The sequence below is a fragment of the Planotetraspora sp. GP83 genome, from assembly GCF_041262585.1.
Classification (GTDB): domain Bacteria; phylum Actinomycetota; class Actinomycetes; order Streptosporangiales; family Streptosporangiaceae; genus JAOEGB01.
This window is the reverse complement of record NZ_JBGCBZ010000012.1, coordinates 190,660-212,822: the sequence shown is the minus strand read 5'-3', so window position 1 is coordinate 212,822 and position 22,163 is coordinate 190,660. Positions and strand designations below refer to the sequence as shown.

The following is a 22,163-nucleotide window of genomic DNA, read 5'->3' as shown; positions in this document are numbered from 1 at the left end:
GGCCCGGCGGGAGCCGTAGAGACAGTACGGCTAGGGCCTTCTGAGGCGGGTGACGAACTTGTAGCGGTCGCCGCGGTAAAGCGACTGGGCGTACTCGACGGGGTTGCCGTCGGCGTCGAAGGCGTGGCGGGTGAGCAGCAGCATGGGGAGGCCGACGTCCACCCCGAGGACCTGCGCGTCGTACGGCGTGGCCAGCACGGTCTCTATGACCTCCTCGGCGTCGGTCAGCCGCACGTTGTAGGCGTTGTGCAGCGTCTCGTACAGCGAGGAGTGCCCTTCGAGTTCGCGCCGGAGCCGGGGGAACCGGCGGGCGGACAGGTGGGTGGTGTCGATCGACATCGGCTCGCCGTTGGCCAGGCGGAGGCGGTGGATGCGCAGGACCCGCCCGCCGGGGTTGATCGCGAGCCGCCGCCCGAGGGCCTCGTCGGCGGTGATGTAGCTGATGTCGAGGATCTTCGTGTCGGGTTCGAGGCCGACGGTGCGCAGGTCACCGGTGTACGACGTGAGCTGGAGCACCTGGGCGACCTTGGGCTGGGCCACGAACGTGCCCTTGCCCTGGATCCGCAGCAGCCTGCCCTCGACCACCAGTTCGGAGAGCGCCTGTCGCACGGTCGTGCGGGAGGTCTCGAAACGCACGGCGAGCGTCCGCTCCGGAGGGAGAGCGCTCCCCGGAGACAGGGACTTGGTGAGCTCCAGCAGGTTCCGCTTCACGTCGTAGTACTTGGGAACCCTGGGGGAGTCCTCGCTGCGCTCCGTCACATGTCCACCTTCACCTCGGCCACAGCGGTGAGCGCGCCCCTGACCACCGCGAGATCATCGGACCCCAGATTGGCCCGAGCGGTCAACCTGAGACAAGACCGGCCATGGGGCACCGATGGTGGGCGGAAGCATCCCACGCGGACGCCGTGGTCCGCACACAGGGCCGCGGCCACCACCGCGAGCTGTGGGGGGCCGAGGACGACCGGCACCACGGCCGCCGCCGGATCGCCCGACTCCAGGCCCAGCTCCCGTGCCGTCGCGGCGAGCTCGTGCGCCCGCGCCCGAGCCCGCCCGGGCAGGTCAGGAGTGCTTTCCAGGATTTCGAGCGCCGCCAGGGCCGCTCCGGCGCAGCCGGGGGCGAGCCCGGTGTCGAAGATGAACGAGCGGCCTGTGTCGATCAGCGTCTCGATCACCTCGGAGGCGCCCAGCACCGCACCGCCCTGCGACCCCAGCGACTTGGAGAGCGTGACGGTTCTCACAACGCCAGAATCCCCCGCGAGCCCGGCGGCGTGCACCGCGCCCCTGCCCCGCTCGCCGACGACGCCCAGCGCGTGCGCCTCGTCCACCACCAGAAGGGCGCCGTGCCGTACGGCTGCCGCGTGGAGTTCCCGGAGCGGCGCGAGGTCGCCGTCCACGGAGAACACGGCGTCGGTCACGACGACCGCGTGATCCTCGGCGCGCTCGGCCAGGATCTTGGCCACCGCCTCGACGTCGCCGTGCGGCGTCACCGCGACGCGCGCCCGCGACAGGCGGCAGGCGTCCACGATCGAGGCGTGGTTGCCGGCGTCGGAGACCACCAGGCCGCCACGGGCGAGCGCCGCGACCGCGGCCAGGTTGGCCAGATAGCCGGAGGAGAACACCAGCGCCCGGGCGGCCCCGGTGAAGGCGGCCAGCCGGTCCTCCAGCTCCGCGTGGAGCAGGGTGGTCCCCGTGACGAGCCGCGACCCGGTCGAGCCCGTGCCCCACTCCCGGGTGGCCCGGACGGCGGCCTCGACCAGCCGCTCGTCGCGGGAAAGGCCCAGGTAGTCGTTGGAAGCCAGGTCGAGAAGGCCGTCGTGGTCGGGGGTGCGGGGGCGCAGGGCGCGCCGCAGCCCGGCGGCCTCCCGTTCGGCGGCAGCCGTGCGCAATCTGTCGATCGGCCCTGTCATGGAGTGCATCTTGCCAGGTGGGGGAGGTCGATTCGCTTTCGGGAGGCATCCCGACGCATCATTCACACGTGCCGACTCTCAGCGACCTGGTGACCCGTCACACCGCGCTCGACTCCGCTGACCTGGACTGGATCCACTCCCTGGTCTCCGACTGGCAGTTGCTCGCCGACCTGTCCTTCGCCGACCTGATCCTCTGGATCCCGCACCAGGACGGCGAGGGGTGGGTGGCGGTGGCCCAGATGCGGCCGACCACGGGCCCCACGGTGTATCACGACGACGTCGTCGGCATGGTCGTCGCCAAGGGAGAGCGGCCCCTCATCGACATCGCGTGGAACGAGCACCGGATCTGCCGCGAGGGCGACCCGGACTGGTCCAGCGGCGTGCCCGTCCGCGAGGAGACCATCCCGGTACGGCGGGGCCTGTCCGGCCGGTTCCTCGGGGTCATCCAGCGCTCGACCAACCTGTCGTCGGCGCGGACGCCGTCCCGGCTGGAGCTGACCTACCTGCAGAGCGCCTCCGACCTGGCCCAGATGGTCGCCGAGGGGCGGTTCCCCTTCCCGGAGGAGGAGCCGATCCTGGTCCGCTCGCCCCGGGTGGGCGACGGGCTCCTCCGGCTCGACCGGGTGGGCCGGGTGACCTATGCCTCCCCTAACGCACTGTCGGCCTACCGCCGCCTCGGCCTGCACGCCGACCTGGTGGGGGGCGACCTCGGCAAGACCACCGCCGACCTCTGCTATTCGGACGAGCCCATCAACGAGGACCTGATGCTCGTCGCCAGCGGACGGGCCCCTCGGGAGACCGAAGTGGAAAAGGGCGGCACCGTGGTGCAGCTCAGGGCGATCCCGCTGATCGTCGGCGGCGGCAGGATCGGCGCCCTGGTGCTCGTGCGCGACGTGACCGAGCTGCGCCGCCGCGAGCGGGAGCTGCTGACCAAGGACGCGACGATCCGCGAGATCCACCACCGCGTGAAGAACAACCTGCAGACGGTCGCGGCCCTGCTCCGGCTGCAGGCGCGCAGGCTCAACAACCCGGAGGGGCAGGAGGCGCTCAGCGAGGCCGTCCGGCGGGTCGGCTCGATCGCGATCGTGCACGAGATCCTCGCGCAGATGCCCGAGGAGATGGTGGAGTTCGACGATATCGCGGACCGGGTCATCGCCATGACGGCGGAGGTCTCCGTCGCACAGGTCCTGCCCAAGCGCATCGGCAGCTTCGGGGTGCTGCCGGCCGCTGTGGCCACCCCGATCGCGATGGTCCTCACCGAGCTGTTGCAGAATGCCGTTGAGCACGGCTTCTCGCACAAGTCCGGCAACGTTCAGGTCCTCGTGTCGCGTGACCTCGACCGGTTGGAGGTGGTGGTGGCGGACGACGGTAAGGGGCTGCCCACCGACTTCGACCTGGAGTCGACCGCGAGCCTGGGGCTGCAGATCGTCCGAACGCTGGTCGTCGGCGAGCTGTCAGGCCGTCTGGCCATCGAGCGGAGGCAGGGCGGCGGCACCGAAGTCATTTTGAGCATTCCGGTGCAAGCAGGGTGAAGGTGATATCCCCTGGACGGGGTAAGTGGTAAGCGGTGTTGTTCGCGTTGCAATGGGTTTTCAGCTCGGTGTCAGTGAAGAACCGGCCTTAATGGGGCGAACCGTCCGACACGGCGAGGCGGCCTGACGTGGCGAGGCGGACCTACCGGGTGAACCGGCCTGACCGCGGTGAATGCCGGCACTGATGGCATTCACCGAACCCGCGTTGGTCGTCGGGGCTCCTGGAGTGTCAGGGCTTTCCGGAGTGTTAGGGCTTCCGGAGTGTCGGGTTTCTGTAGTTCAGACGCCCGCTCGGGCGCGGGCGCGGGCCGTACGCCGCTTGAGGGCGCGGCGCTCGTCCTCGCTGAGTCCACCCCAGACGCCGGCGTCCTGACCGGACTCAAGGGCCCACTTCAGGCAGGACTCGGTGACCGAGCACTGCTGGCAGACCTGCTTGGCCTCTTCGATCTGCATGAGCGCGGGACCGGTGTTCCCGATCGGGAAGAACAACTCGGGGTCCACGTCACGGCAGGCAGCGCGGTGGCGCCAGTCCATGCGTTCCACTCCTTCGTAAAGTGGAGCCTCCGCGGCTCCTCAGCCGACAACTTTGTGAACTCTTTCACTAGCTAATGCGTGGACTTGCCCGGTGCTATGGTTCGGGCCGGGCTTGTCCACATGATCGCCGGGGCGCTTTCCGGAAGCTGTAGCCTCCGTAAAGGTCCTACGTTCCGACGTCGTACTTCAGCTTTTCAGCCATGCCAACACCACACAAGAGGTTTGGGACAAGGTTTTGCCCCCCATGGCTGTCGGATACGTCACACTATGACTAGATGTAACGAGCTAGACCAAGACTTGTAACGCATCCGGGATAGAACGGAATACCACCCATTCGTGCTCGCCCAGGTAATCGCCATCGAGCTGGAAGGCGACCGGCCGGGACGCGAGGAAGGTGAACTCGGCCTCGTCATGAAGCTGGACCAGGTGTTTACCTGTCGGCAATCCCCGGCGCTCCGCGACGATCTGCCTGGCGAGCCCGAGGAAGGTCGGCAGGCCCATCTTCCGGAGGCCGAGAAGATCGAGACCCGTCTCGAAGCTCGCCCACGGCGTCGGGTTGATTGGACGTGATCCGGCGTAGGTCCACGGCGACGTGTTGGACACGATCGCCATGAAGATGCCCTCCACGTCGGGCTGGTTCGGGCGCCTCAACCGCATGGCGGGGCGGCGGCGGTCGGTTGCGAAGAAATGCCTGACCGCCGTGTTGACATAGAGGGACGGCAGCGCCCGCAGTCCGGCGCTTCGCATCCCCTCCACGGCCCGGACGACCTCGGCGTCGTATCCCAAGCCAGCACAGAATGTGAAATATCGGGACCTGTGGTGGTCTGGGCCCGCATCTGCCCCGGGATCCGGGCCTGAAACCTCATCGTGCCAGATCGCCTGGCCAAGCCCGATGGTTTTCCTTCGCTCGTCGCGCAGGGCCTCCAGGACCGCGCCGGTCGCCTCGACCGGGTTGTTCGGCAGGCCGAGCGCGCGTGCGAAGACGTTGGCGCTGCCGCCCGGGATGACGATCAGCGCCGGCCGTTCGGCGGCGCGCTCGTCCGGCTGCCCCTCCAGCAGCCCGTTGACGGTCTCGTTGATCGTGCCGTCGCCGCCGAGAACGGCCACCGCCTCGAAACCCTTCGCGTGAGCCGTGCCGGCCAGGACCCCCGCGTGCCCGCGGTAGGCGGTCTCCTCGACCGAGAGGTCCACGGCCGCACCGAGCGCCCGGATCAGCACATCCCGTGTGCGCTGGTGCGTCGACGTCGCCTTCGGATTGACGAGGAGAAGAGCCCGCATGTCTTGAAGGTTAAACGACAAGGTTAAACGACGCTTTACCACGATGGCCGACGACGCCTTCGGAAGGGGCCGCCGACCGGCACGGGTAGGGTTGGGCGATGTGATCAGCAGTCCTGCCCGCCGTCCCGCCACCCTGGCCGTCGCGGCGGCCGTCCTGGCAGCCGAGGGCCTCCTCGGCTTGGTCCTGGGGGGTTACGTCGCCGTCGAAACCCTGATCGGCAAGCCCTCGGACATGTCCAGCGCCCTGGCCGTGGCGGCGTTCGGCATGCTGGCCGGCGCCGGGATCGGCTGGGTCGCGTGGGGAGTGTGGCAGGCCCTCCGCTGGAGCAGGGGGCCCGGCGTGGTGACGCAGATCTTCATCCTGCCGGTCGCGATCTCACTGATCGGGTCCCGGCAGTACGCCTTCGGCGTGCCTCTCGTCGTGGCGGCCGTGATCGTGCTCGTGACGCTCCTCGCCCCTCAGTCCACGCATGCGCTGATGGGCGAGGACGGCTCCGGAGGAGGCTCCCCAGGATCTCCGGACTAGGGGGGTTCCGGGCTAGCAGGGTCCTGACTGCTCAGCCGGTCTCCGGACCAGCAGGTTCCGGGCTCGCAGGTTTCGGTCGGGCCTGCCCGGCCAGGCGACCGGATCTCCGGGCAGACCTTGCCGGTCGGGGCATCAGTCCTCGGCGGTCAGGCCCTCGCGGAGCTGGGCCAGCGTCCGCGCGAGCAGCCGGGAGACGTGCATCTGCGAGATGCCCAGCTCGGTCGCGATCTGCGACTGCGTCATGTTTCCGAAGAAGCGCAGCAGCAGGATCCGCTTCTCGCGCGGAGGCAGCCGCTCCAGCAGCGGTTTGAGCGACTCCCGATACTCGACGCCTTCGAGGGACTCGTCCACGATGCCCAGCGAGTCAGACACGGCGGGCGCGTCGTCGTCGCCCGAGTCCGGGGCGTCGAGAGAGACCGTCGAGTAGGCGTTCGCCGACTCCAGGCCCTCGAGCACCTCTTCCTCGGTCATCTGCAGGTGCGCGGCGAGCTCGGCGACCGTGGGGGCGCGGCTCTCCCGCTGTGACAGCTCGCTGATCGCCTTGGTCAGCGAGAGCTTGAGCTCCTGCAGGCGGCGCGGCACCCGGACCGCCCACCCCTTGTCCCGGAAGTGACGCTTGATCTCGCCGACGATGGTCGGCGTGGCGTACGTCGAGAACTCCACGCCGCGCGCCAGGTCGAACCGGTCGATCGACTTGATCAGACCGATCGTGGCGACCTGCGTGAGATCGTCGAGCCACTCGCCGCGGTTCCGGAACCGGCGCGCGAGGTATTCCACCAGCGGCAGATGAAGCTCCACGAGCTCGTCGCGGATGCGCTGGCGCCTGGGGTCGTCTGCCGCCAGCTCCGACAGCTCCCCGAAGAGCGTGCGCGCCCGCACGCGGTCGGGAACCGCCGAGTCGCCGGAGGCCATGGCACGAGTCCTCTCCGTCACGCCGGCCTCGCTGTGCCTCGGCGCTTACGCAGCACGATGGCCATGTGGTCCGGGTGATCGGAGGTGGCGTCCACGTCGTCGGCCAGGGCGGTGAGCACCATCCACGCGAAGTCGTCTCGCTTGGGAGCGCTGACGCCGACCGTGCTGACCTCCACGCGGACCGTCATCTCCTGCCCCGTGAGCTCGAACTCCGCCAGGAGGTCGGTTCCGGGCACCGCGTGGCGCAGCAGCATGGCGCACGCTTCGTCCACCGCGATGCGGAGATCCTCGATCTGATCGAGGGTGAAGTCGAGCCGTGCCGCGAGCCCGGCCGTAGCCGTACGGAGCACGGAGAGATAGGCGCTCACGGCGGGCAGCCGGACACTCACAGCGTCACGGATCCCGGTCAGATCCACCGCAGGCGTCTCGGTTTCCTCGGTCACGTTCCTCCTCGCCCATTCGAGCCGGCTCAGTGCCGCTGTCTGCAACCTACCGCCACTCGACCCCGGTTGCTCCGCTCGGACGCGCCGTTTGTGGTGATCTTGGGGGTAACTCCTAGTAAATTCCCTCCGCAGCTCTGCCGGTGTTTAACGATCTGGCCCCGCGCGGTCTCGGGAACCGTGCGGGGCCATGGATCGTACGGCTCAGGCCGCCTTGGTCTCCCAGAAGATCTTGGCGATCTCGTCGATCTTGGCGAGCAGCTCGTCCGCCTGGGCGGGGTCAACGGTGCCCTTGCCGCCGGCCGCGCCCGCCAGCTTGGTCGCGTCCCAGAAGAGCTGGTGCAGCTGCGGGTACTGCTCGAGGTGCGGGGGCTTGAAGTAGTCGGTCCACAGCACCCACAGGTGATGCTTGACCAGCTCCGCCCGTTGTTCCTTGATGATCAGCGCGCGAGTCCGGAAGACCGGGTCGTCGCTGTCGGCGTACTTCTTCATGATCGCCTTGACCGACTCGGCCTCGATGCGGGCCTGGGCCGGGTCGTAGACCCCGCATGGCAGGTCGCAGTGGGCGGACGCCTCGTGCTTCGGTCGCAGCAGTCGTGCGAGCATCGGAATCCTTCCTTAGGAATGCTGGTAACAGCACTGTCCAAGTACCGACCTTACTCGTCCTGAAACTCGTGCGAGGAGGGGGATGTGCTCACCGCCGTCAGTGTCGTCGGCGACTCGATGCTGCCCGTGCTGCGGCCCGGAGACTGGCTGCTGGTACGGCGCGGCGCCGTGATCAGGCCCGGTGACGTGGTGGTCGCCAGGAGGCCCCACGGCTTGATCGTCAAGCGGGCGTTCCGGCTCACCGAGGACGGCTGGTGGCTGGAGAGCGACAACCAGCAGGCCGCCGGCCGGCAGGACAGCTGGGACTTCGGCGCGGTCCCGGCGACGGAGATCGTCGGGCGGGTCGTGCTGCGCTACTGGCCCCGCCCCTTCCGCCGGTTCCCCCGCCTCCGGGGCTGAGCCCTCGGGCCGGAATCCGCGGACGTCCCAGTCCCGGTCAGGCGCCGCGCTTGCGCGCGCGGTAGGCGGCGACGTTGGACCGGCTGGCGCACCGCTCGGAGCAGTAGCGCCTGGACCGGTTGGAAGAGGTGTCCAGGTAGGCGTTGTGGCACGCCGCGGCCTGGCAGATGCCGAGCCGGTTGACCCCTAGGCGGGTGACGACGCTGGCCAGGCCCATGACCGAGCCCACGGCGAGGGCGTCGGCCACTCGCCCGCCCTCGGTCAGGTGCATGTGCCAGGGCTGGCCGTCGTGGCCGGAGATCTGGGGATGGACGGGATGGCGGACGAGAAGGCCGTTGAGCCGCTCCACCACGTCGGCCTCCTCGCCGGCGGCGGCGGACTCGAAGACGTCGGCCAGCTCCTCCCGGAGCTCCAGCAGGGCGTCGAGGTCGCGGCGCGTGACCCGGGCGGCCGCCTCGGTGCGCCCGGTCCCCCGGAGGAGCTCGCGCAGCGTGTCCAGGGTCCTGAGCTCGTCGGCTCTGTTGACCAGCAGGACGGCCAGCTCGGCATATGACGTCAAGTCCAACGGGACGACCTAGGGGGTGTAAGGGACCAATCCTGCCTCCGAGTATTACACGGACGGCATGTCCGGGGAACTCCCGGGGGGGCATCGGCTGTGGCCCGCCTGACATGGGCGGCCGTTCGGTCATGTGGCACAATCAGGAGACGGGTGACCCCCGTACCCCCCTCAAGAGACGACCGTCAACGACGACGGCCTCCGGCGGCTACCGAAGCCTGGGCTTTCGTTCTCTTGTCGGCGTCTACCGAAGGTTTCGTCCTTTCGACACTGGGGTCGCTGTGACCGTTTCACCTGTCTCCTTGGCATCTCTCGACCTGGATCCCGCTTTCGCGCTGCACCGCGGCGGCAAGCTGGAGGTCCGCTCCACCATCCCCGTCCGCGACGCGGACGACCTCTCTCTCGCCTACACGCCCGGCGTCGCCCGTGTCTGCACGGCGATCGCCGACAGCCCCGAGCTGGTCAACGACTACACCTGGGTCTCCAACGTCGTGGCCGTGGTCTCCGACGGCACGGCCGTCCTCGGCCTCGGCGACATCGGGCCCGCCGCCGCCATGCCGGTCATGGAGGGCAAGGCGCTTCTGTTCAAGGAGTTCGGCAACGTCGACGCGGTGCCGATCTGCCTCGACTGCACCGACGTCGACGGCCTGGTCGAGACCGTGGTCCGGCTCGCACCCTCGTTCGGCGGCATCAACCTGGAGGACATCAGCGCCCCGCGGTGCTTCGAGGTGGAGGACCGGCTGCGGGAGCTGCTCGACATCCCCGTCTTCCATGACGACCAGCACGGCACGGCGATCGTGGCACTGGCGGCGCTGCAGAACGCGGCCCGCCTGACCGGGCGCTCCCTTGGCGAGCTGCGCGCGGTCGTGGCCGGCGCCGGGGCCTCCGGCGTGGCCGTCACGCGGATCCTGCTCAACGCCGGCATCGGCGACATCGCGGTCTCCGACTCGAAGGGCATCCTCTACTCCGGGCGGGAAGGGCTCAACCCGGTCAAGGAGGCGCTCGCCCGCGACACCAACAAGGCCGGCCTCGCCGGCTCGACCGAGCAGGCCCTCGCCGGCGCCGACGTGTTCATCGGCCTGTCGGGCTCGACGGTCTCCGAGGAGGCCATCGCCTCGATGGCGCCGGACTCGATCGTCTTCGCGCTCTCCAACCCGACGCCCGAGGTGGAGCCGTCCGTGGCGGCCCGCTACGCGCGGGTCGTGGCCACCGGGCGGTCCGACTTCCCCAACCAGATCAACAACGTGCTCGCCTTCCCCGGGGTCTTCCGGGGCGCGCTCGACGTGCGGGCCACGACGATCACCGAGAACATGAAGGTGGCGGCCGCCGCTGCGCTGGCGGCGGTGGTGGGAGACGAGCTGTCCGAGAGCTACGTGATCCCCTCGCCGTTCGACGCCCGGGTCGCCCCCGCGGTCACCGCCGCCGTGGCCGCGCAGGCCCGCCAAGACGGTGTCGCCCGCATTCCCGCGTGATCATGCGCGGGTTCCCCGACAGGTCCAGTACCTGGCTCAACCCTTGATGTGATCATGCGCGGGTTCCCGCGCGTGCCGTACGGCCTGCGAAGCCATGGGTCGTGATCATGCACCGCAGCGTGCGTGATCACGACCTTGTGCTTTCACGGGTCCGTTTTCCCCGCGATGTCTTCCGGATGGCCCGGTCGAAGATTTGGGAATCCCTTGGGGGGTTCACGGTACGTGCTATAAAGAGAGCTCTCCGTTACCAACCGGCTATGCCTGTCGCGTGGTGAGGAGAGCGATGCGACGCGAACCCAACCGGCTACTCCAGCAGCACCTCGCCGAAGCGGGCCTGTCCCGCAAGGGGCTGGCCCGCCGGCTCAACGATCTCGGTCTGACCCGCGGGCTGGCCGGGATGAGATACGACCACGGCTCGGTGCTGCGCTGGATCGGCGGCCAGCGTCCGCGTGATCCGGCGCCCAAGCTGCTGGCGGAGATCTTCTCCCTGCGGCTGGGGAAGCCGGTGTCCGCCGAGGACATCGGCATGTCACGCGGAGCAGTCCCTCTCGACCTCGGACAGGAGTTCCCCCATTCGTGGCAGGAGGGTGTGGCAAGCGTGACAGCACTGTGGAGGGCCGACGTCGAGCGGCGGAAGTTCCTGCTCGACTCCACCTTCGCCCTGGGAGCGGGTTCGGCCGGGATCGCCCGCTGGCTGACGATCCCCGCCGAGGAGCGGCTCTCCGCGGACGGCCCCCGCAGGGTGGGCGTCTCCGACGTGACCGCGATCCGCGAGGTCACCCGCTCGTTCAGCGAGCTGGACAACCGATTCGGCGGCGGCAGCATCCGCGGCCCCGTCGTGAAATATCTGGACACGGCCGTGACGCCTCTTCTCCGGGACGGCGCGTACGGCGAGGCCACCGGTCGCGCGCTCGCCACCGCGGCGGCCGAGCTCACCAGGCTCGCCGGGTGGATGGCCTATGACCTGGAGCAGCACGGCATCGCCCAGCGTTACCTGATCCAGGCGCTCGGGCTGGCGCGCGGCGCGGGCGACCACGGGCTGGGCGGGGAGATCCTGGCGGGCATGAGCCACCAGGCGCTCTACATCGGCCAGCCCCGCCACGGCCTCGACCTGGCCAGGGCCGCGGCGATGGCGGCGGAGCGGTCGGGGGTGTTCTCCCTGCTGGCCGAGGCGCGAGTCCTGGAGGCGCACGCGTTCGCGCTGCTCGGGGACGGCGCGGCGTGCGCCGCCTCGCTCCACCGCGCCGAGGTGGCCTTCGACCGGCGCTCTCCCGAGAACGAGCCCAAGTGGATCGGCTACTTCGACGAGGCGTATCTCGCCGCCAAGTCGGCCCACTGCCTGCGCGACCTCGGCGACGGCGCGGCCGCCGTACGGCAGGCGAGACGGTCGCTGCGGATGGACGGCCGCTACGTCCGCGGGAAGATGTTCAACCTCTCGCTCCTGGCCTCGGCCCTCCTGCAGCAGGGCGAGCTGGAGGAGGCGTGCACGGCCGCCGCGTCGGCCCTCGACGTCGCCCAGGGTCTCCAGTCCGTCCGGACCAGGTCGTACGTCGCGGACATGCGGAAGCGGCTCCAGCCGTACGCCGCGGAACCCCGAGTCGCGGAGGTGCTCGCCCGGGCCTGAACAGTCAGTGAAAGGGCTCAGGGCCCGGCTTGGGAAAGCCGGGCCCTGCGGGTCAAGCGCTGCCACCGCGCCGGCGGCGGGCACCACGCCGCCGGCGACTACCGGTGGGATCAGTACTTGGCGACGATGCTGCCGGACCAGAGGTGCGCGGCCGCCTTGTAGACGCCGTACAGCTCACCGTCGAAGTACGGCGAGATGCTGGTGTCGATGCGGTTGTTCTTGTCGGTGTCGGAGATGCCGATCGTCACACCGTTGAGGTAACCGAGGCGGCGGTTGCTCTTGTAGCTGAGCAGCCAGGACGACCCGATCGAGCCCTCACCGGTGAAGGACGACTTGACCCCGACGAGCTCCTCGCCCTTGATGGCCGCGGCCTTGGCGGCGAAGGTCTTGCCGTACGACCACTTGAGCGTGGCACCGGAGTAGGCGTAGTTGCCGTCCGGGTGCGACCCGCTCGGGTAGCCGAAGACGAAGACCGGCTTGCCGAGCTTCTGGTTGTAGGCCAGGCCCTGACCGCCGACGTTGTCGCCGAGGCGGCCGACGTCGGTGAAGGTCCGGACGTAGAACCGGGTGACCTTGTAGTACAGGTCGTAGTTCGCCCAGAAGGTGCGGTAGTAGTACTTGTACTTCTTGGCGGGAGCCGGGGTCTCGGACGGCGTGGCGCTGGGCGACGCCGTCGGGGTCGCGGTCTCGGCCGGCTCTGAGATCTCCTCGAACTTGTAGTACTCCTTCTTCCCGTCCTTGCTCAGGAACGGGACGTTTTCCGGAGCCTTCGTGGTGTGAATCTCGAACTGCTTCGACTCGTCCTCGTTGACGCCCGCGGCCTTGGGGTCGACGCCCTTGGCCGTGAGGTAGGCGTCCTTCGTCACCTGGACGGTCTTGGACTCGGGGGTGCCGACGGCGACCGGGTGCTTGGTGTCGGGGACGGCGTCGATCTCGCCCTTGCCCTGGTGGGCCTTGGCCTCTGCGTAGGTCTCGTACCGGCTGACGACGGGCTTCACGAGACGGTCGTCGTCGGGGTACTTGTCGTACTCCTTGGCCGTGACCTCGCCGGCCCCGCTGTTGGGCAGGACACCGTTGTAGACGGTGACGAACGCGTAGTCGCGGTCGCCGTCCTCGTAGACGTCGTAGTCGTAGTGGGTGAAGGCCTGCTTACCCACGTAGATGCCCCACGGGGTCTTGCCCTGGTAGTAACCCGGGATGAAGACCCAGTAGTCGAGCGTCTCGTCGTTCGACTCGGTGTCGTAGACGCAGTGCCCGGCCGTGGCGACCAGGTTGTGGTACTGCGACTGCACGGAGGTGGCGGTGCACCAGTGCGGCTCGCCGTCGGCGCCGATGAAGAACACCTTGCCCGTGGTCTTGGGCAGGTTGATGTTCTTCGACTTGGCGGCCGACTTCTTCTCGTCGCCGATCGCCGGGACCACGCCGGGCTTGCTGTCCGCGGAGGGACCGCCGGTCGAGACGTGCTTGGCGACGACCTTGGTCTCCACGTCGTACGGCGTGGCGCCGATCAGGTTGGCTTTGTTCTCGCCGTACCAGAACGCGGCGATCTGCCAGGCGGCCGTCTGGCTGGCCAGGGGGGTGCCGGCCACGTCACCGGAGGCCTGAGCCGGGGTGACGAGGGCCGAGCTGAGCAGGCCGGTGGCGACAACGCCACCGAGGGGGAGAAGCAGACGCTTCTTCATAGGGGGATGCTCCTCGCGCTGTCGTGGAACGCCTCTTGCGTCCCATCCGTCAGTAAAGGTTGATCGAACCCTACATTGAAGATCTTGTGGCCCGAAGGGGCATTCGAGCCCTTCCTCACGCTTACCGCGCCGATATCATGCTGTTACCGATTAGATATTTATCGGCACTCAGCCAGTCGGCATCGAATCGTGATATTTCCGCAGATGGGCTGGTGAACGGGGCATTGTCCGGAAATACCGTTAGGACGGTTCCAAGAAAGTTGCCGCTCCTCAGTGTGACAAGCATCACAGTTTGCGGCGGGCACCGGCCGCTCGCGGCCCACGTCTAAAACGTCCCGCAATGCGAGAGGCCCGGCCGAAACGGCCGGGCCTCTGCTTGTGCTCACCGCTTATGAAACGGCCTGGTACGGCATGCTCAGAGCGGCGGAACCTCGGTGAGGCCCAGCGTGCCGTCCTTGCGGACGTACGAGCCGGACCACAGCGGGTAGGCCGCCTTGTAGACGCCGTAGGTCTCGCCGTCGAAGTACGCCGACGTGATCAGGTCGCTACGGCCGTTGTTGTCGGTGTCCCCGCCGAGGCTGGTGACGCCGTTGATGTAGCCGAGACGGCGGGCGCTGCTGTACTTCAGGATCCAGGGGCCGCCGGAGGACCCGCCGGTCATGGAGCACTTCAGGCCGATCTGCTCCTCGACCTTGACCGACGCCTCGCTGACCGGGCCGAAGGTCTTGCCGTAGCACCACTTCAGCTTCTCGCCGGTCCAGACGTAGTTGCCGTCGTCGTGCGGAGCGGCCGGGTAGCCGAACACGAAGACCGGCTGGCCGATCTTCTGGTTGTAGGCGAGGCCCTGACCGCCGACGTTGTCGCCGAGGCGGCCGACGTCGGTCCAGAGCTTCTTCTCGGCGGTGGACTTCTCCGCGTCGAGCCGGATGCCGTTGTAGACCGTGACGAAGGCGTAGTCGCGGTCGGCGTCCTCGTAGACGTCGAAGTCGTAGTGGGTGAAGGCCTGCTTGCCGATGTAGGTGCCCCAGGGCGCCTTACCGTCGTAGTAGCCCGGGATGAAGATCCACTTGTCGACGGTGTGGCCGTTGCCGTCGATGTCGTAGACGCAGTGCCCGGCCGTGGCGACCAGGTTGTGGTACTGCGACTGCACCGAGGAGGCGGAGCACGAGTAGATGCCGTTGCCAAGGGTGAAGAACACGCGCCCGGCCGTCTTCGGCAGGTTGACGTTCTTCGACTTGGCGACCGTCTTCTTCTCGTCGCCGATCGCCGGCACGATGCCCGGCTTGCCGTCCGCCGCCGGAGCTCCGGTGGAGACGTGCTTGGGCACGACCTTGTGCTCGAGGCCGTAGGGGTCGGCGGCCTTGAGGTTGGCACCCGAGTTGCCCAGCCAGAACTCCAGGACGTCCGAGACCTGGGATCCGGAGGCGAGTTTCGCGGTGGCCGCGGTCGGCGCGGCCTGAGCCGGCACCGCCAGGGACGCGGCCGTCAGGCCGGCGGCGGCGATGACGCCGCCGAGGGGGAGAAGCACGCGCTTCTTCATGAGGGGTTCGCTCCTCGCGCTGTACGTGGGACGCCACTTACGCCCCATGCGTCAGTAAAGGGATGTCAAGGAACTTACAGCACGGAGGCACCTGGCGATAAGTCCGACATAAGAAGAGATCGCGAGAATTTGGAAGTTTCTCGTTCTGTACCGCTTTTGTAACTTGGCGACCTGCGTGAATGCCGCCGATGAGCATGCCGAAAGGCCCTTTTTCGGGCATGCCTAAGGGCGGGCTTTCGGGCCTTGGAGAGCCCTTAGAGAAGAGAGCGAACCGGCGTTGTGATCTCGTATGCCCCGTTGAACGGGACGGAGCCGGACCACAGGTGACGGGCCGCGCTGTAGACGCCGTAGAGCTCTCCGTCGAAATAGGCCGAGACGCTCGTGTCGGCGCGGTCGTCACCGTCGGCGTCCGAGACGCCGAGAGTGAGGCCGTTCAAGTATCCAAGGCGGCGGCTGTTCCGGTATCCGGCCAGCCAGGCGGCTCCCGAGGCGTCCATGGCCCCCGACCGCACGCCGATCAGTTCCTCCGCCTTTACGGAGAGGTCCTGCGCCTTGAACGGCCTGCCGTACGACCATCTGAGGGTGCGGTCGGGCTGCGGCGCGTTCCCGGGAGGAAGCGTGCCGGTGGGGTGGCCGAAGACGAAGACGGGCCTGCCGACCTGCTGGTTGTAGGCCAGGCCCTGTCCGCCGACCCGGTCGCCGAGGCGTCCGGCGTCGGTGAGCCTGACGCCGACGTACGTGGTCGCGGTGCGCGAGAGGACCTTGTATTTCACGCCGCCGCTGAACGCGTTGTACTGCGCCTCATTGAGGGACCTGCCCCAGCTCGGCGCGAGCCCGTTGTAGACGGTGACGAAGGCGTAGTCGCGGTCGAGGTCCCGGTACGTCGCGAAGTCGTGATGGGTGAACGCCTGCTTGCCGACGTACACGCCGAAGGGCGTTCTCCGCTGGTAGTAGCCCGGAACGAACACCCAGTCCCGCAACGTCGCGGCCGGGGACGCCGCGGCGGATCCGATGTCGTAGACGCAGTGGCCGGCCGTGGCGACGAGGTTTCGGTAGTCGGCCTGGACGGAGGTGGCCGAGCACCAGTGCGGCCTGCCGTCCGCGCCGTGGAAGAACACCTTGCCGGTCGTCCTGGGCAGGTTGACGTTCTTGGATCGGGTCGCGGCCTTGCGCTCCGGGTCCGCGCCGGGGACGAGACCTGGCCGCCCGTCGGGGGACGGGCCGCCCGTGAAAACGCGCCTCGCCACCATCCTGCTCTCCGGCAGGTACGGCGTGGCGGCGGCGAGGGCCTGGCCGTCGCCGTTCAGCCAGTAGGCGATCACCGACGCGACCTGTGCCTGGGTGGCGAGGACGTCGGTCGCGGTGATGTCGTAGGCGCGGGCGGGAGCTTGAACGGCGGCTCCGAGCAGACCGACCGCCATCACACCTGTGATGAGGATGCGCAGCAAGAGAACTCCTCGCGCTGTACGTGGAACGTCTCCTGCGCCCCATCGTCAGTAAAGGGATGCAAGGGAACATACAGCGCACAGATTTCATGTCGGATACGAATCCTGCGGCGCGGCCGGCGATGGATATATGCGGAAACGCCACAGGGCCCGGCGGGGAAAGCCGGACCCTGTGGGTGAAGCGGTGAGTCAGGGGCGTGTGCCCCCTCGGATCTCCGTAGCGGGAGACTAGGCGATCGAGCCGGACCAGAGGTTCTTGGCCGCGCTGTAGACGCCGAACAGCTCACCGTCGAAGTACGGGGAGACGCTGGTGTCGTAACGGTCGTTGCCGTCGGTGTCGGAGACGCCGATGGTGACACCGTTCAGGTAGCCGAGACGACGGCCGTTGTTGTACTTGAGCAGCCACGCGGAGCCGAGGGAGCCCTCACCGGTGAAGGAGGACTTCACGCCCTGCAGCTCCTCGGCCTTGATCGAGGCCGCGGTCGCCTTGAAGGTCTTGCCGTAGCTCCACTTGAGGGTCTTGCCGGAGAAGGCGTGCTGCCCGTCCGGGTGCGACCCGCTCGGGTAACCGAAGACGAAGACCGGCGAGCCGATCTTCTGGTTGTAGGCCAGACCCTGCCCACCGACGTTGTCACCCAGGCGGCCCGCGTCCGTGAACTTGGCGACGTAGTACTTGGTGATCAGCTCGGTCTTGTTGCCGTCCTTGTCGACGTCGTCGACGTCCTTGACCTGCTCCTTGTGAGTCCAGCTGTCGGCGACGTAGACGTTCGGGGCAGCGGCGCGGTACTTGTTGTACGCGTCCTCGGACACCTCGACGAAGGTGTGCTCGACGTCGCGCCCGTCGTGCGGGGCCTTGAGGCCGTTGTAGACGGTGACGAAGGCGTAGTCGCGGTCGCCGTCCTCGTAGACGTCGTAGTCGTAGTGGGTGAAGGCCTGCTTGCCGACGTAGATGCCCCACGGGGTCTTGCCCTGGTAGTAACCCGGGACGAACACCCAGTTCTTCAGCGTGGCGGCGTTGCTCTCCGTGTCGTAGACACAGTGCCCGGCCGTCGCGACGAGGTTGTGGTAGGCGGACTGCACCGAGGTGGCGGTGCACCAGTGCGGCGTCTTGTCGTCGGCGCCCACGAAGAACACCTTGCCCGTGGTCTTGGGCAGGTTGATGTTCTTCGACTTGGCGGCGGTCTTCTTCTCGTCGCCGATGGCGGGGACGATGCCGGGCTTGCTGTCGGGAGCCGGGCCGCCCTTGGAGATGTGCTTGGCGACGACCTTGGTCTCGGCGTTGTACGGCGTGGCGTTGACCAGGTTGGCGCCGTCCTGCGCGTACCAGAACCCGGCGACGCCCCAGGCGGCGATGCCGGTCGAGGCCAGCGGGTCGCTCGCGACGTCACCGGACGCCTGAGCGGGGGCGGTGAGACCAGCGGCCAGGAGGCCGGCGGCGGCGACGACGCCACCGAAGGCGACAATGCGCTTCATGGGGGGAGACTCCTCTTGGTCTGTCGTGGTACGCCTCATGCGTCCCATGCGTCAGTAAAGGGATAGTCAGGACCATAGTGATTGATCTTGCGGCATGGAAGGCGGTTGACTGCGGTCTGTGACCGCGAAGGACGCCGAGACCTCTCCGTTACGCAAGGTCGCGGCTGCGCTTTCTGCCGTCTGGATCGACATATCCGCAGATCAGAAGTCAGGGGAGACCTAGGTTGTATGAGCATGTTGGCGGCTATGATGCTCTTTGAGGTCTCCAACATGTGATGTAAATCACATTAATGTCATGGCACCGATCGAGCGCGGGGTGCGTCTAAGGCCTTCAACGGCGCGAGGCCCCGGCGCTGTCGCCGGGGCCTCGATCGCTGGGCCTCATACGGACACCTCGTATGCGGCCTATGCGGCTGGGAATGGCACGGGGCCCGGCGGTCAAGCCGGGCCCCGTGGTGAAGCAGTCAGTCAGGGTTTGGACCCCTGACTGGGGTGATCGCTGTCTCCGCAGGCCGGAGGTTAGGCGATCGAGCCGGACCAGAGGTTCTTGGCCGCGCTGTAGACGCCGTACAGCTCACCGTCGAAGTACGGGGAGATGCTGGTGTCGTAACGGTCGTTGCCGTCGGTGTCGGAGACGCCGATGGTGACACCGTTCAGGTAGCCGAGACGACGGCCGTTGCTGTACTTCAGCAGCCAGGACGAACCGAGGGCGCCCTCGCCGGTGAAGGAGGACTTCACGGCCTGGAGCTCCTCGGCCTTGATGGAGGCGGCGGTCGCCTTGAAGGTCTTGCCGTAGCTCCACTTGAGGGTCTTGCCGGAGTAGGCGTAGTTGCCGTCCGGGTGCGACCCGCTCGGGTAGCCGAACACGAAGACCGGCGAGCCGATCTTCTGGTTGTAGGCCAGACCCTGCCCACCGACGTTGTCACCCAGGCGACCGGCGTCGACGAACTTCCAGACGAAGTAGTGCGTGACCGTCTCGGTCTTGTTTCCGTCCTTGTCGACGTCGTTGTAGTCGGGACCGTCGACCGCGGCGATGTCACCGATGAAGGTGTCCGCGCCCTTGTACTGGTCGTAGACGTCCTTGGTGACCTCGGTCCAGCCGCCCAGGTTCTCCCAGCCGGTCCCACCGGTAGCCGACTTCACCGGCTTGTCGTTGCCGTGGGGCACACCGTCGTGCGGAGCCTTCAGACCGTTGTACACGGTGACGAACGCGTAGTCGCGGTCGCCGTCCTCGTACACGTCGAAGTCGTAGTGGGTGAAGGCCTGCTTACCCACGTAGATGCCCCACGGGGTCTTGCCCTGGTAGTAACCCGGGATGAAGACCCAGTTGTCCAGGGTCGCGGCGTTGGAGTCCGTGTCATAGACACAGTGACCAGCGGTCGCGACCAGGTTGTGGTACGCGGACTGCACCGAGGTGGCCGAGCACCAGTGCGGCTTGCCGTCGGCGCCCTCGAAGAACACCTTGCCCGTGGTCTTGGGCAGGTTGATGTTCTTCGACTTGGCGGCGACCTTCTTCTCGTCACCGATGGCCGGAACCACACCGGGCTTGCTGTCGGGAGCCGGGCCGCCCTTGCTGATGTGCTTGGCGACGACCTTCGTCTCGACGTTGTACGGCGTGGCGCCGATCAGGTTGGCCGCGTCGTTCGCATACCAGTAGGCCACGATGTTCTTCGCGGCGATACCGGTCGAGGCGAGCGGCTTGCTGGCGACGTCACCCGCGGCCTGAGCCGGGGCAGCGAGGCCCGAGGCCAGGAGGCCGGCGGTGGCGACGAGGCCACCGAAGGCGAGAGTGCGCTTCATGGGGGAACTCCTTGGTCTGTCGTGAGACGCCTCATGCGTCCCATGCGTCAGTAAAGGGATAGCCAGGAACATACAGGCGCGATCTTGCGAGGCGGAAGCCGCTTGACCGACGTTCATGACCATCGGCGACGCCGAGACCAATCCGTTACCCCTGACGTGGTTTGAAATCCTTGCCGCATGGGTGGATATCTCCGCAGATCACGGGTCAGATTGTGACCTTGAGTAATTTGGGTTCGTTGTGGCCCTGGTTACTGTGGAGACTAAAGTGTGTGATGTAACTCACATTGCTGTCATGGCACCGATCGCGTGTGCCGTACGTCTAAGTGCCCCAAACGGCGCGAGGCCCCGGCGCTGTGCGCCGGGGCCTCGAATCACTGCGCAGCATACAGAGCCTGAGCCGACTTCGCTGCGTCTTCGCCGTGAGATGGCGCAGGGCCCGGCTGGGGAGCCGGGCCCTGCGGTGATGCTGTGATGCTGTGTGAGTCATTGACTCACTGATCGCTTTGTCTCCGCAGGCCGGAGGTTAGGCGATCGAGCCGGACCAGAGGTTCTTGGCCGCGCTGTAGACGCCGTAGAGCTCGCCGTCGAAGTACGGGGAGATGCTGGTGTCGTAACGGTTGTTGCCGTCGGTGTCGGAGACGCCGATGGTGACACCGTTCAGGTAGCCGAGACGACGGCCGTTGTTGTACTTGAGCAGCCACGCGGAGCCGAGCGCGCCCTCGCCGGTGAAGGAGGACTTCACGGCCTGGAGCTCCTCGGCCTTGATCTCGGCCGCGGTCGCCTTGAAGGTCTTGCCGTAGCTCCACTTGAGGGTCTTGCCGGAGTAGGCGTAGTTGCCGTCCGGGTGCGACCCGCTCGGGTAGCCGAACACGAAGACCGGCTGGCCGATCTTCTGGTTGTAGGCCAGACCCTGCCCACCAACGTTGTCACCCAGGCGACCGGCGTCAGTGAACTTCAGCACGTAGTAGTGGATGTGGCCCTGCGAGTCCTTCTCGTAGCCCGCCGGAAGGACGCCTTCCTTGACGTACGCGTCGTAGGTCGCCTTGTCGACTTCCTTGAAGTCGACGTACTTCTTGACCTCGGTCCAGTCGCCCGTGTAGAGCGCACGCTTGAGGATCCGCCAAGCCTCGGCGAAGCCGTTCGGGGGCAGCTTGATGCCGTTGTACACGGTGACGAACGCGTAGTCGCGGTCGCCGTCCTCGTACACGTCGTAGTCGTAGTGGGTGAAGGCCTGCTTACCCACGTAGATGCCCCACGGGGTCTTGCCCTGGTAGTAACCCGGGACGAACACCCAGTAGTTCAGGGTGGCCTTGTTCGACTCCGTGTCGTACACGCAGTGACCAGCCGTGGCGACCAGGTTGTGGTACGCGGCCTGGACGGAGGTCGCGGTGCACCAGTGCGGGTTGATGGCTACCGGCCGCTGGTAGGTGTACGTGCGCTCACCGTCGGTCCGGGAAACCGTCTCCAGCTTGAACCCGTCGGCGAAGAACACCTTGCCCGTGGTCTTGGGCAGGTTGACGTTCTTCGACTTGGCGGCGACCTTCTTCTCGTCGCCAATTGCGGGCACGATGCCGGGCTTGCTGTCGGGAGCCGGGCCGCCCTTGCTGATGTGCTTGGCGACGACCTTGGTCTCGACGTCGTACGGCGTGGCCGCGATCAGGTTGGCCGCGTTCTCGGCGAGCCAGAGCGCGGCGATGTTCTTGGCCTGGATGCCGGTGGCGGACAGTGGGGCGCTGGCGACGTCACCGGAGGCCTGAGCCGGGGCGGCGAGGCCGGAGGCCAGGAGGCCGGCGGTGGCGACGAGGCCACCGAAGGCGAGAGTGCGCTTCATGGGGGAGCTCCTTGCTCTGTCGTGGAACGCCTCGTGCGTCCCATGCGTCAGTAAAGGGATAGTGAGCACCATATATCGCGATCTTTATCTGGTAGCCCTGCTTTCCCGGCTCATCGGACGGGCTAGTCGCCGAGATGTTCGCGTTATCTGACTGACGCACAGCAAGCTTTCAAGTCAGCGAAGGCTTTCGCTTGTTCGCCCAGCTAGATGGCTATCGCAGCTCTTCTTTTCATGACAATGAGGATTAATCTGACTAAGATCAATAAATAGAGTGTGATGTAAATCACAGCTCTTGGATGGCACCGCTCACCGCTGTTGGGCGTCTAAATTTGCTTGGTGACCCGCCCCAGCAGGCGCCGTCACCCCGGGTGTGCGCCATCACCTGCGAGATCGCCGTTCGCATCTCCGCAGGCAGAGCCTCACATTGTTCCCCTGGAAGACATGGAGGAGAGCCTCTCGGCATTTGCTGGTCCGGCGTGCATCCGTTTCACGCGATCCCGGCCGGCCCCGCAGTGTCGGGAGGCCCGTCGAAGCCGCCCGAGTGTGCCAATCCGAAACTGACATCAGGAAAGCCGAAAGGGCCCGGCTGTAAAGCCGAGCCCTTAA

General features: G+C 67.3%; 19 protein-coding genes. 5 read left to right on the top strand and 14 right to left on the bottom strand.

Features of this window, described 5'->3' with window-relative positions:
- Window positions 1-30: 30 nt before the first annotated feature.
- Together ABH927_RS18955 and ABH927_RS18950 are read right to left on the bottom strand one after the other, a co-directional pair.
- A complete protein-coding gene (locus ABH927_RS18955; protein ID WP_370023285.1) occupies window positions 31-759 on the bottom strand; it encodes a GntR family transcriptional regulator in 729 nt (242 codons plus the stop codon).
- On the bottom strand, window positions 756-1,907 hold the full coding sequence (locus ABH927_RS18950; protein WP_370023283.1) for an 8-amino-7-oxononanoate synthase: 1,152 nt from the start codon (window positions 1,905-1,907) through the stop codon (window positions 756-758). Before ABH927_RS18950 ends, ABH927_RS18955 begins: the two co-directional genes overlap by 4 nt.
- Window positions 1,908-1,975: 68 nt before the next feature.
- On the opposite strand from ABH927_RS18950, the gene ABH927_RS18945 reads away from it, so the two are divergent.
- On the top strand, window positions 1,976-3,439 hold the full coding sequence (locus tag ABH927_RS18945) for a histidine kinase N-terminal domain-containing protein (protein ID WP_370023281.1): 1,464 nt from the start codon (window positions 1,976-1,978) through the stop codon (window positions 3,437-3,439).
- Window positions 3,440-3,718: 279 nt separating this feature from the next.
- Here ABH927_RS18945 and ABH927_RS18940 read toward each other — a convergent pair whose 3' ends face one another.
- Entirely contained in the window at window positions 3,719-3,973 is a 255-nt protein-coding gene (locus tag ABH927_RS18940) for a WhiB family transcriptional regulator (protein WP_370023279.1), read from the bottom strand.
- 285 nt (window positions 3,974-4,258) lie between these two features.
- On the bottom strand, window positions 4,259-5,293 hold the full coding sequence (locus ABH927_RS18935; protein ID WP_370023277.1) for a diacylglycerol kinase family protein: 1,035 nt from the start codon (window positions 5,291-5,293) through the stop codon (window positions 4,259-4,261).
- A 58-nt stretch (window positions 5,294-5,351) separates the two neighbouring features.
- Between ABH927_RS18935 and ABH927_RS18930 the strand changes: the two genes are divergently transcribed.
- A complete protein-coding gene (locus ABH927_RS18930) occupies window positions 5,352-5,777 on the top strand; it encodes a hypothetical protein (protein ID WP_370023275.1) in 426 nt (141 codons plus the stop codon).
- A 132-nt stretch (window positions 5,778-5,909) separates the two neighbouring features.
- On the opposite strand, the gene ABH927_RS18925 is transcribed toward ABH927_RS18930, so the two are convergent.
- The 3 genes from ABH927_RS18925 to sodN all read right to left on the bottom strand — a co-directional run bounded on the left by ABH927_RS18925 (window position 5,910) and on the right by sodN (window position 7,735).
- The gene (locus ABH927_RS18925; RefSeq protein WP_370023348.1) at window positions 5,910-6,689 is read right to left on the bottom strand and encodes an RNA polymerase sigma factor SigF; all 780 of its coding nucleotides are present in this window, start codon (window positions 6,687-6,689) and stop codon (window positions 5,910-5,912) included.
- Between the two features lie 17 nt (window positions 6,690-6,706).
- Window positions 6,707-7,132 (bottom strand): ATP-binding protein, encoded by a 426-nt coding sequence (locus ABH927_RS18920; protein WP_261584020.1) that lies wholly within the window; start codon window positions 7,130-7,132, stop codon window positions 6,707-6,709.
- 201 nt (window positions 7,133-7,333) lie between these two features.
- The gene (sodN, locus tag ABH927_RS18915) at window positions 7,334-7,735 is read right to left on the bottom strand and encodes a superoxide dismutase, Ni (protein ID WP_370023272.1); all 402 of its coding nucleotides are present in this window, start codon (window positions 7,733-7,735) and stop codon (window positions 7,334-7,336) included.
- Between the two features lie 84 nt (window positions 7,736-7,819).
- On the opposite strand from sodN, the gene ABH927_RS18910 reads away from it, so the two are divergent.
- Entirely contained in the window at window positions 7,820-8,134 is a 315-nt protein-coding gene (locus ABH927_RS18910; RefSeq protein WP_370023270.1) for a helix-turn-helix transcriptional regulator, read from the top strand.
- Window positions 8,135-8,171: 37 nt separating this feature from the next.
- Here the strand turns inward: ABH927_RS18910 and ABH927_RS18905 are convergent, their stop codons facing one another.
- Complete coding sequence (locus ABH927_RS18905; protein ID WP_370023268.1) at window positions 8,172-8,699, bottom strand: CGNR zinc finger domain-containing protein; 528 nt, start codon at window positions 8,697-8,699, stop codon at window positions 8,172-8,174.
- 293 nt (window positions 8,700-8,992) lie between these two features.
- Between ABH927_RS18905 and ABH927_RS18900 the strand changes: the two genes are divergently transcribed.
- Together ABH927_RS18900 and ABH927_RS18895 are read left to right on the top strand one after the other, a co-directional pair.
- A complete protein-coding gene (locus tag ABH927_RS18900) occupies window positions 8,993-10,162 on the top strand; it encodes an NADP-dependent malic enzyme (protein WP_370023266.1) in 1,170 nt (389 codons plus the stop codon).
- A gap of 283 nt (window positions 10,163-10,445) precedes the next feature.
- Window positions 10,446-11,786, top strand: a complete 1,341-nt coding sequence (locus ABH927_RS18895) for a hypothetical protein (RefSeq protein WP_370023264.1) — start codon at window positions 10,446-10,448, stop codon at window positions 11,784-11,786.
- Window positions 11,787-11,896: 110 nt separating this feature from the next.
- Here the strand turns inward: ABH927_RS18895 and ABH927_RS18890 are convergent, their stop codons facing one another.
- The 6 genes from ABH927_RS18890 to ABH927_RS18865 form a co-directional block, all read right to left on the bottom strand.
- Window positions 11,897-13,468 (bottom strand): serine protease, encoded by a 1,572-nt coding sequence (locus ABH927_RS18890; RefSeq protein ID WP_370023262.1) that lies wholly within the window; start codon window positions 13,466-13,468, stop codon window positions 11,897-11,899.
- A gap of 415 nt (window positions 13,469-13,883) precedes the next feature.
- The gene (locus ABH927_RS18885; protein ID WP_370023260.1) at window positions 13,884-15,008 is read right to left on the bottom strand and encodes a serine protease; all 1,125 of its coding nucleotides are present in this window, start codon (window positions 15,006-15,008) and stop codon (window positions 13,884-13,886) included.
- 254 nt (window positions 15,009-15,262) lie between these two features.
- Window positions 15,263-16,456 (bottom strand): serine protease, encoded by a 1,194-nt coding sequence (locus ABH927_RS18880; RefSeq protein ID WP_370023258.1) that lies wholly within the window; start codon window positions 16,454-16,456, stop codon window positions 15,263-15,265.
- Window positions 16,457-16,681: 225 nt separating this feature from the next.
- On the bottom strand, window positions 16,682-17,926 hold the full coding sequence (locus ABH927_RS18875; RefSeq protein WP_370023256.1) for a serine protease: 1,245 nt from the start codon (window positions 17,924-17,926) through the stop codon (window positions 16,682-16,684).
- Between the two features lie 519 nt (window positions 17,927-18,445).
- A complete protein-coding gene (locus ABH927_RS18870; RefSeq protein ID WP_370023254.1) occupies window positions 18,446-19,726 on the bottom strand; it encodes a serine protease in 1,281 nt (426 codons plus the stop codon).
- Between the two features lie 523 nt (window positions 19,727-20,249).
- On the bottom strand, window positions 20,250-21,557 hold the full coding sequence (locus ABH927_RS18865) for a serine protease (RefSeq protein ID WP_370023252.1): 1,308 nt from the start codon (window positions 21,555-21,557) through the stop codon (window positions 20,250-20,252).
- Window positions 21,558-22,163 lie beyond the last annotated feature (606 nt).

Bases quoted from the DNA above. Each gene is read 5' to 3' on its own strand.
- ABH927_RS18950 (WP_370023283.1), bottom strand. From the start codon at position 1,907: ATGACAGGGCCGATCGACAGATTGCGCACGGCTGCCGCCGAACGGGAG.
- ABH927_RS18940 (WP_370023279.1), bottom strand. From the start codon at position 3,973: ATGGACTGGCGCCACCGCGCTGCCTGCCGTGACGTGGACCCCGAGTTG.
- ABH927_RS18925 (WP_370023348.1), bottom strand. From the start codon at position 6,689: ATGGCCTCCGGCGACTCGGCGGTTCCCGACCGCGTGCGGGCGCGCACG.
- sodN (WP_370023272.1), bottom strand. From the start codon at position 7,735: ATGCTCGCACGACTGCTGCGACCGAAGCACGAGGCGTCCGCCCACTGC.
- ABH927_RS18895 (WP_370023264.1), top strand. From the start codon at position 10,446: ATGCGACGCGAACCCAACCGGCTACTCCAGCAGCACCTCGCCGAAGCG.
- ABH927_RS18890 (WP_370023262.1), bottom strand. From the start codon at position 13,468: ATGAAGAAGCGTCTGCTTCTCCCCCTCGGTGGCGTTGTCGCCACCGGC.
- ABH927_RS18885 (WP_370023260.1), bottom strand. From the start codon at position 15,008: ATGAAGAAGCGCGTGCTTCTCCCCCTCGGCGGCGTCATCGCCGCCGCC.
- ABH927_RS18875 (WP_370023256.1), bottom strand. From the start codon at position 17,926: ATGAAGCGCATTGTCGCCTTCGGTGGCGTCGTCGCCGCCGCCGGCCTC.
- ABH927_RS18870 (WP_370023254.1), bottom strand. From the start codon at position 19,726: ATGAAGCGCACTCTCGCCTTCGGTGGCCTCGTCGCCACCGCCGGCCTC.
- ABH927_RS18865 (WP_370023252.1), bottom strand. From the start codon at position 21,557: ATGAAGCGCACTCTCGCCTTCGGTGGCCTCGTCGCCACCGCCGGCCTC.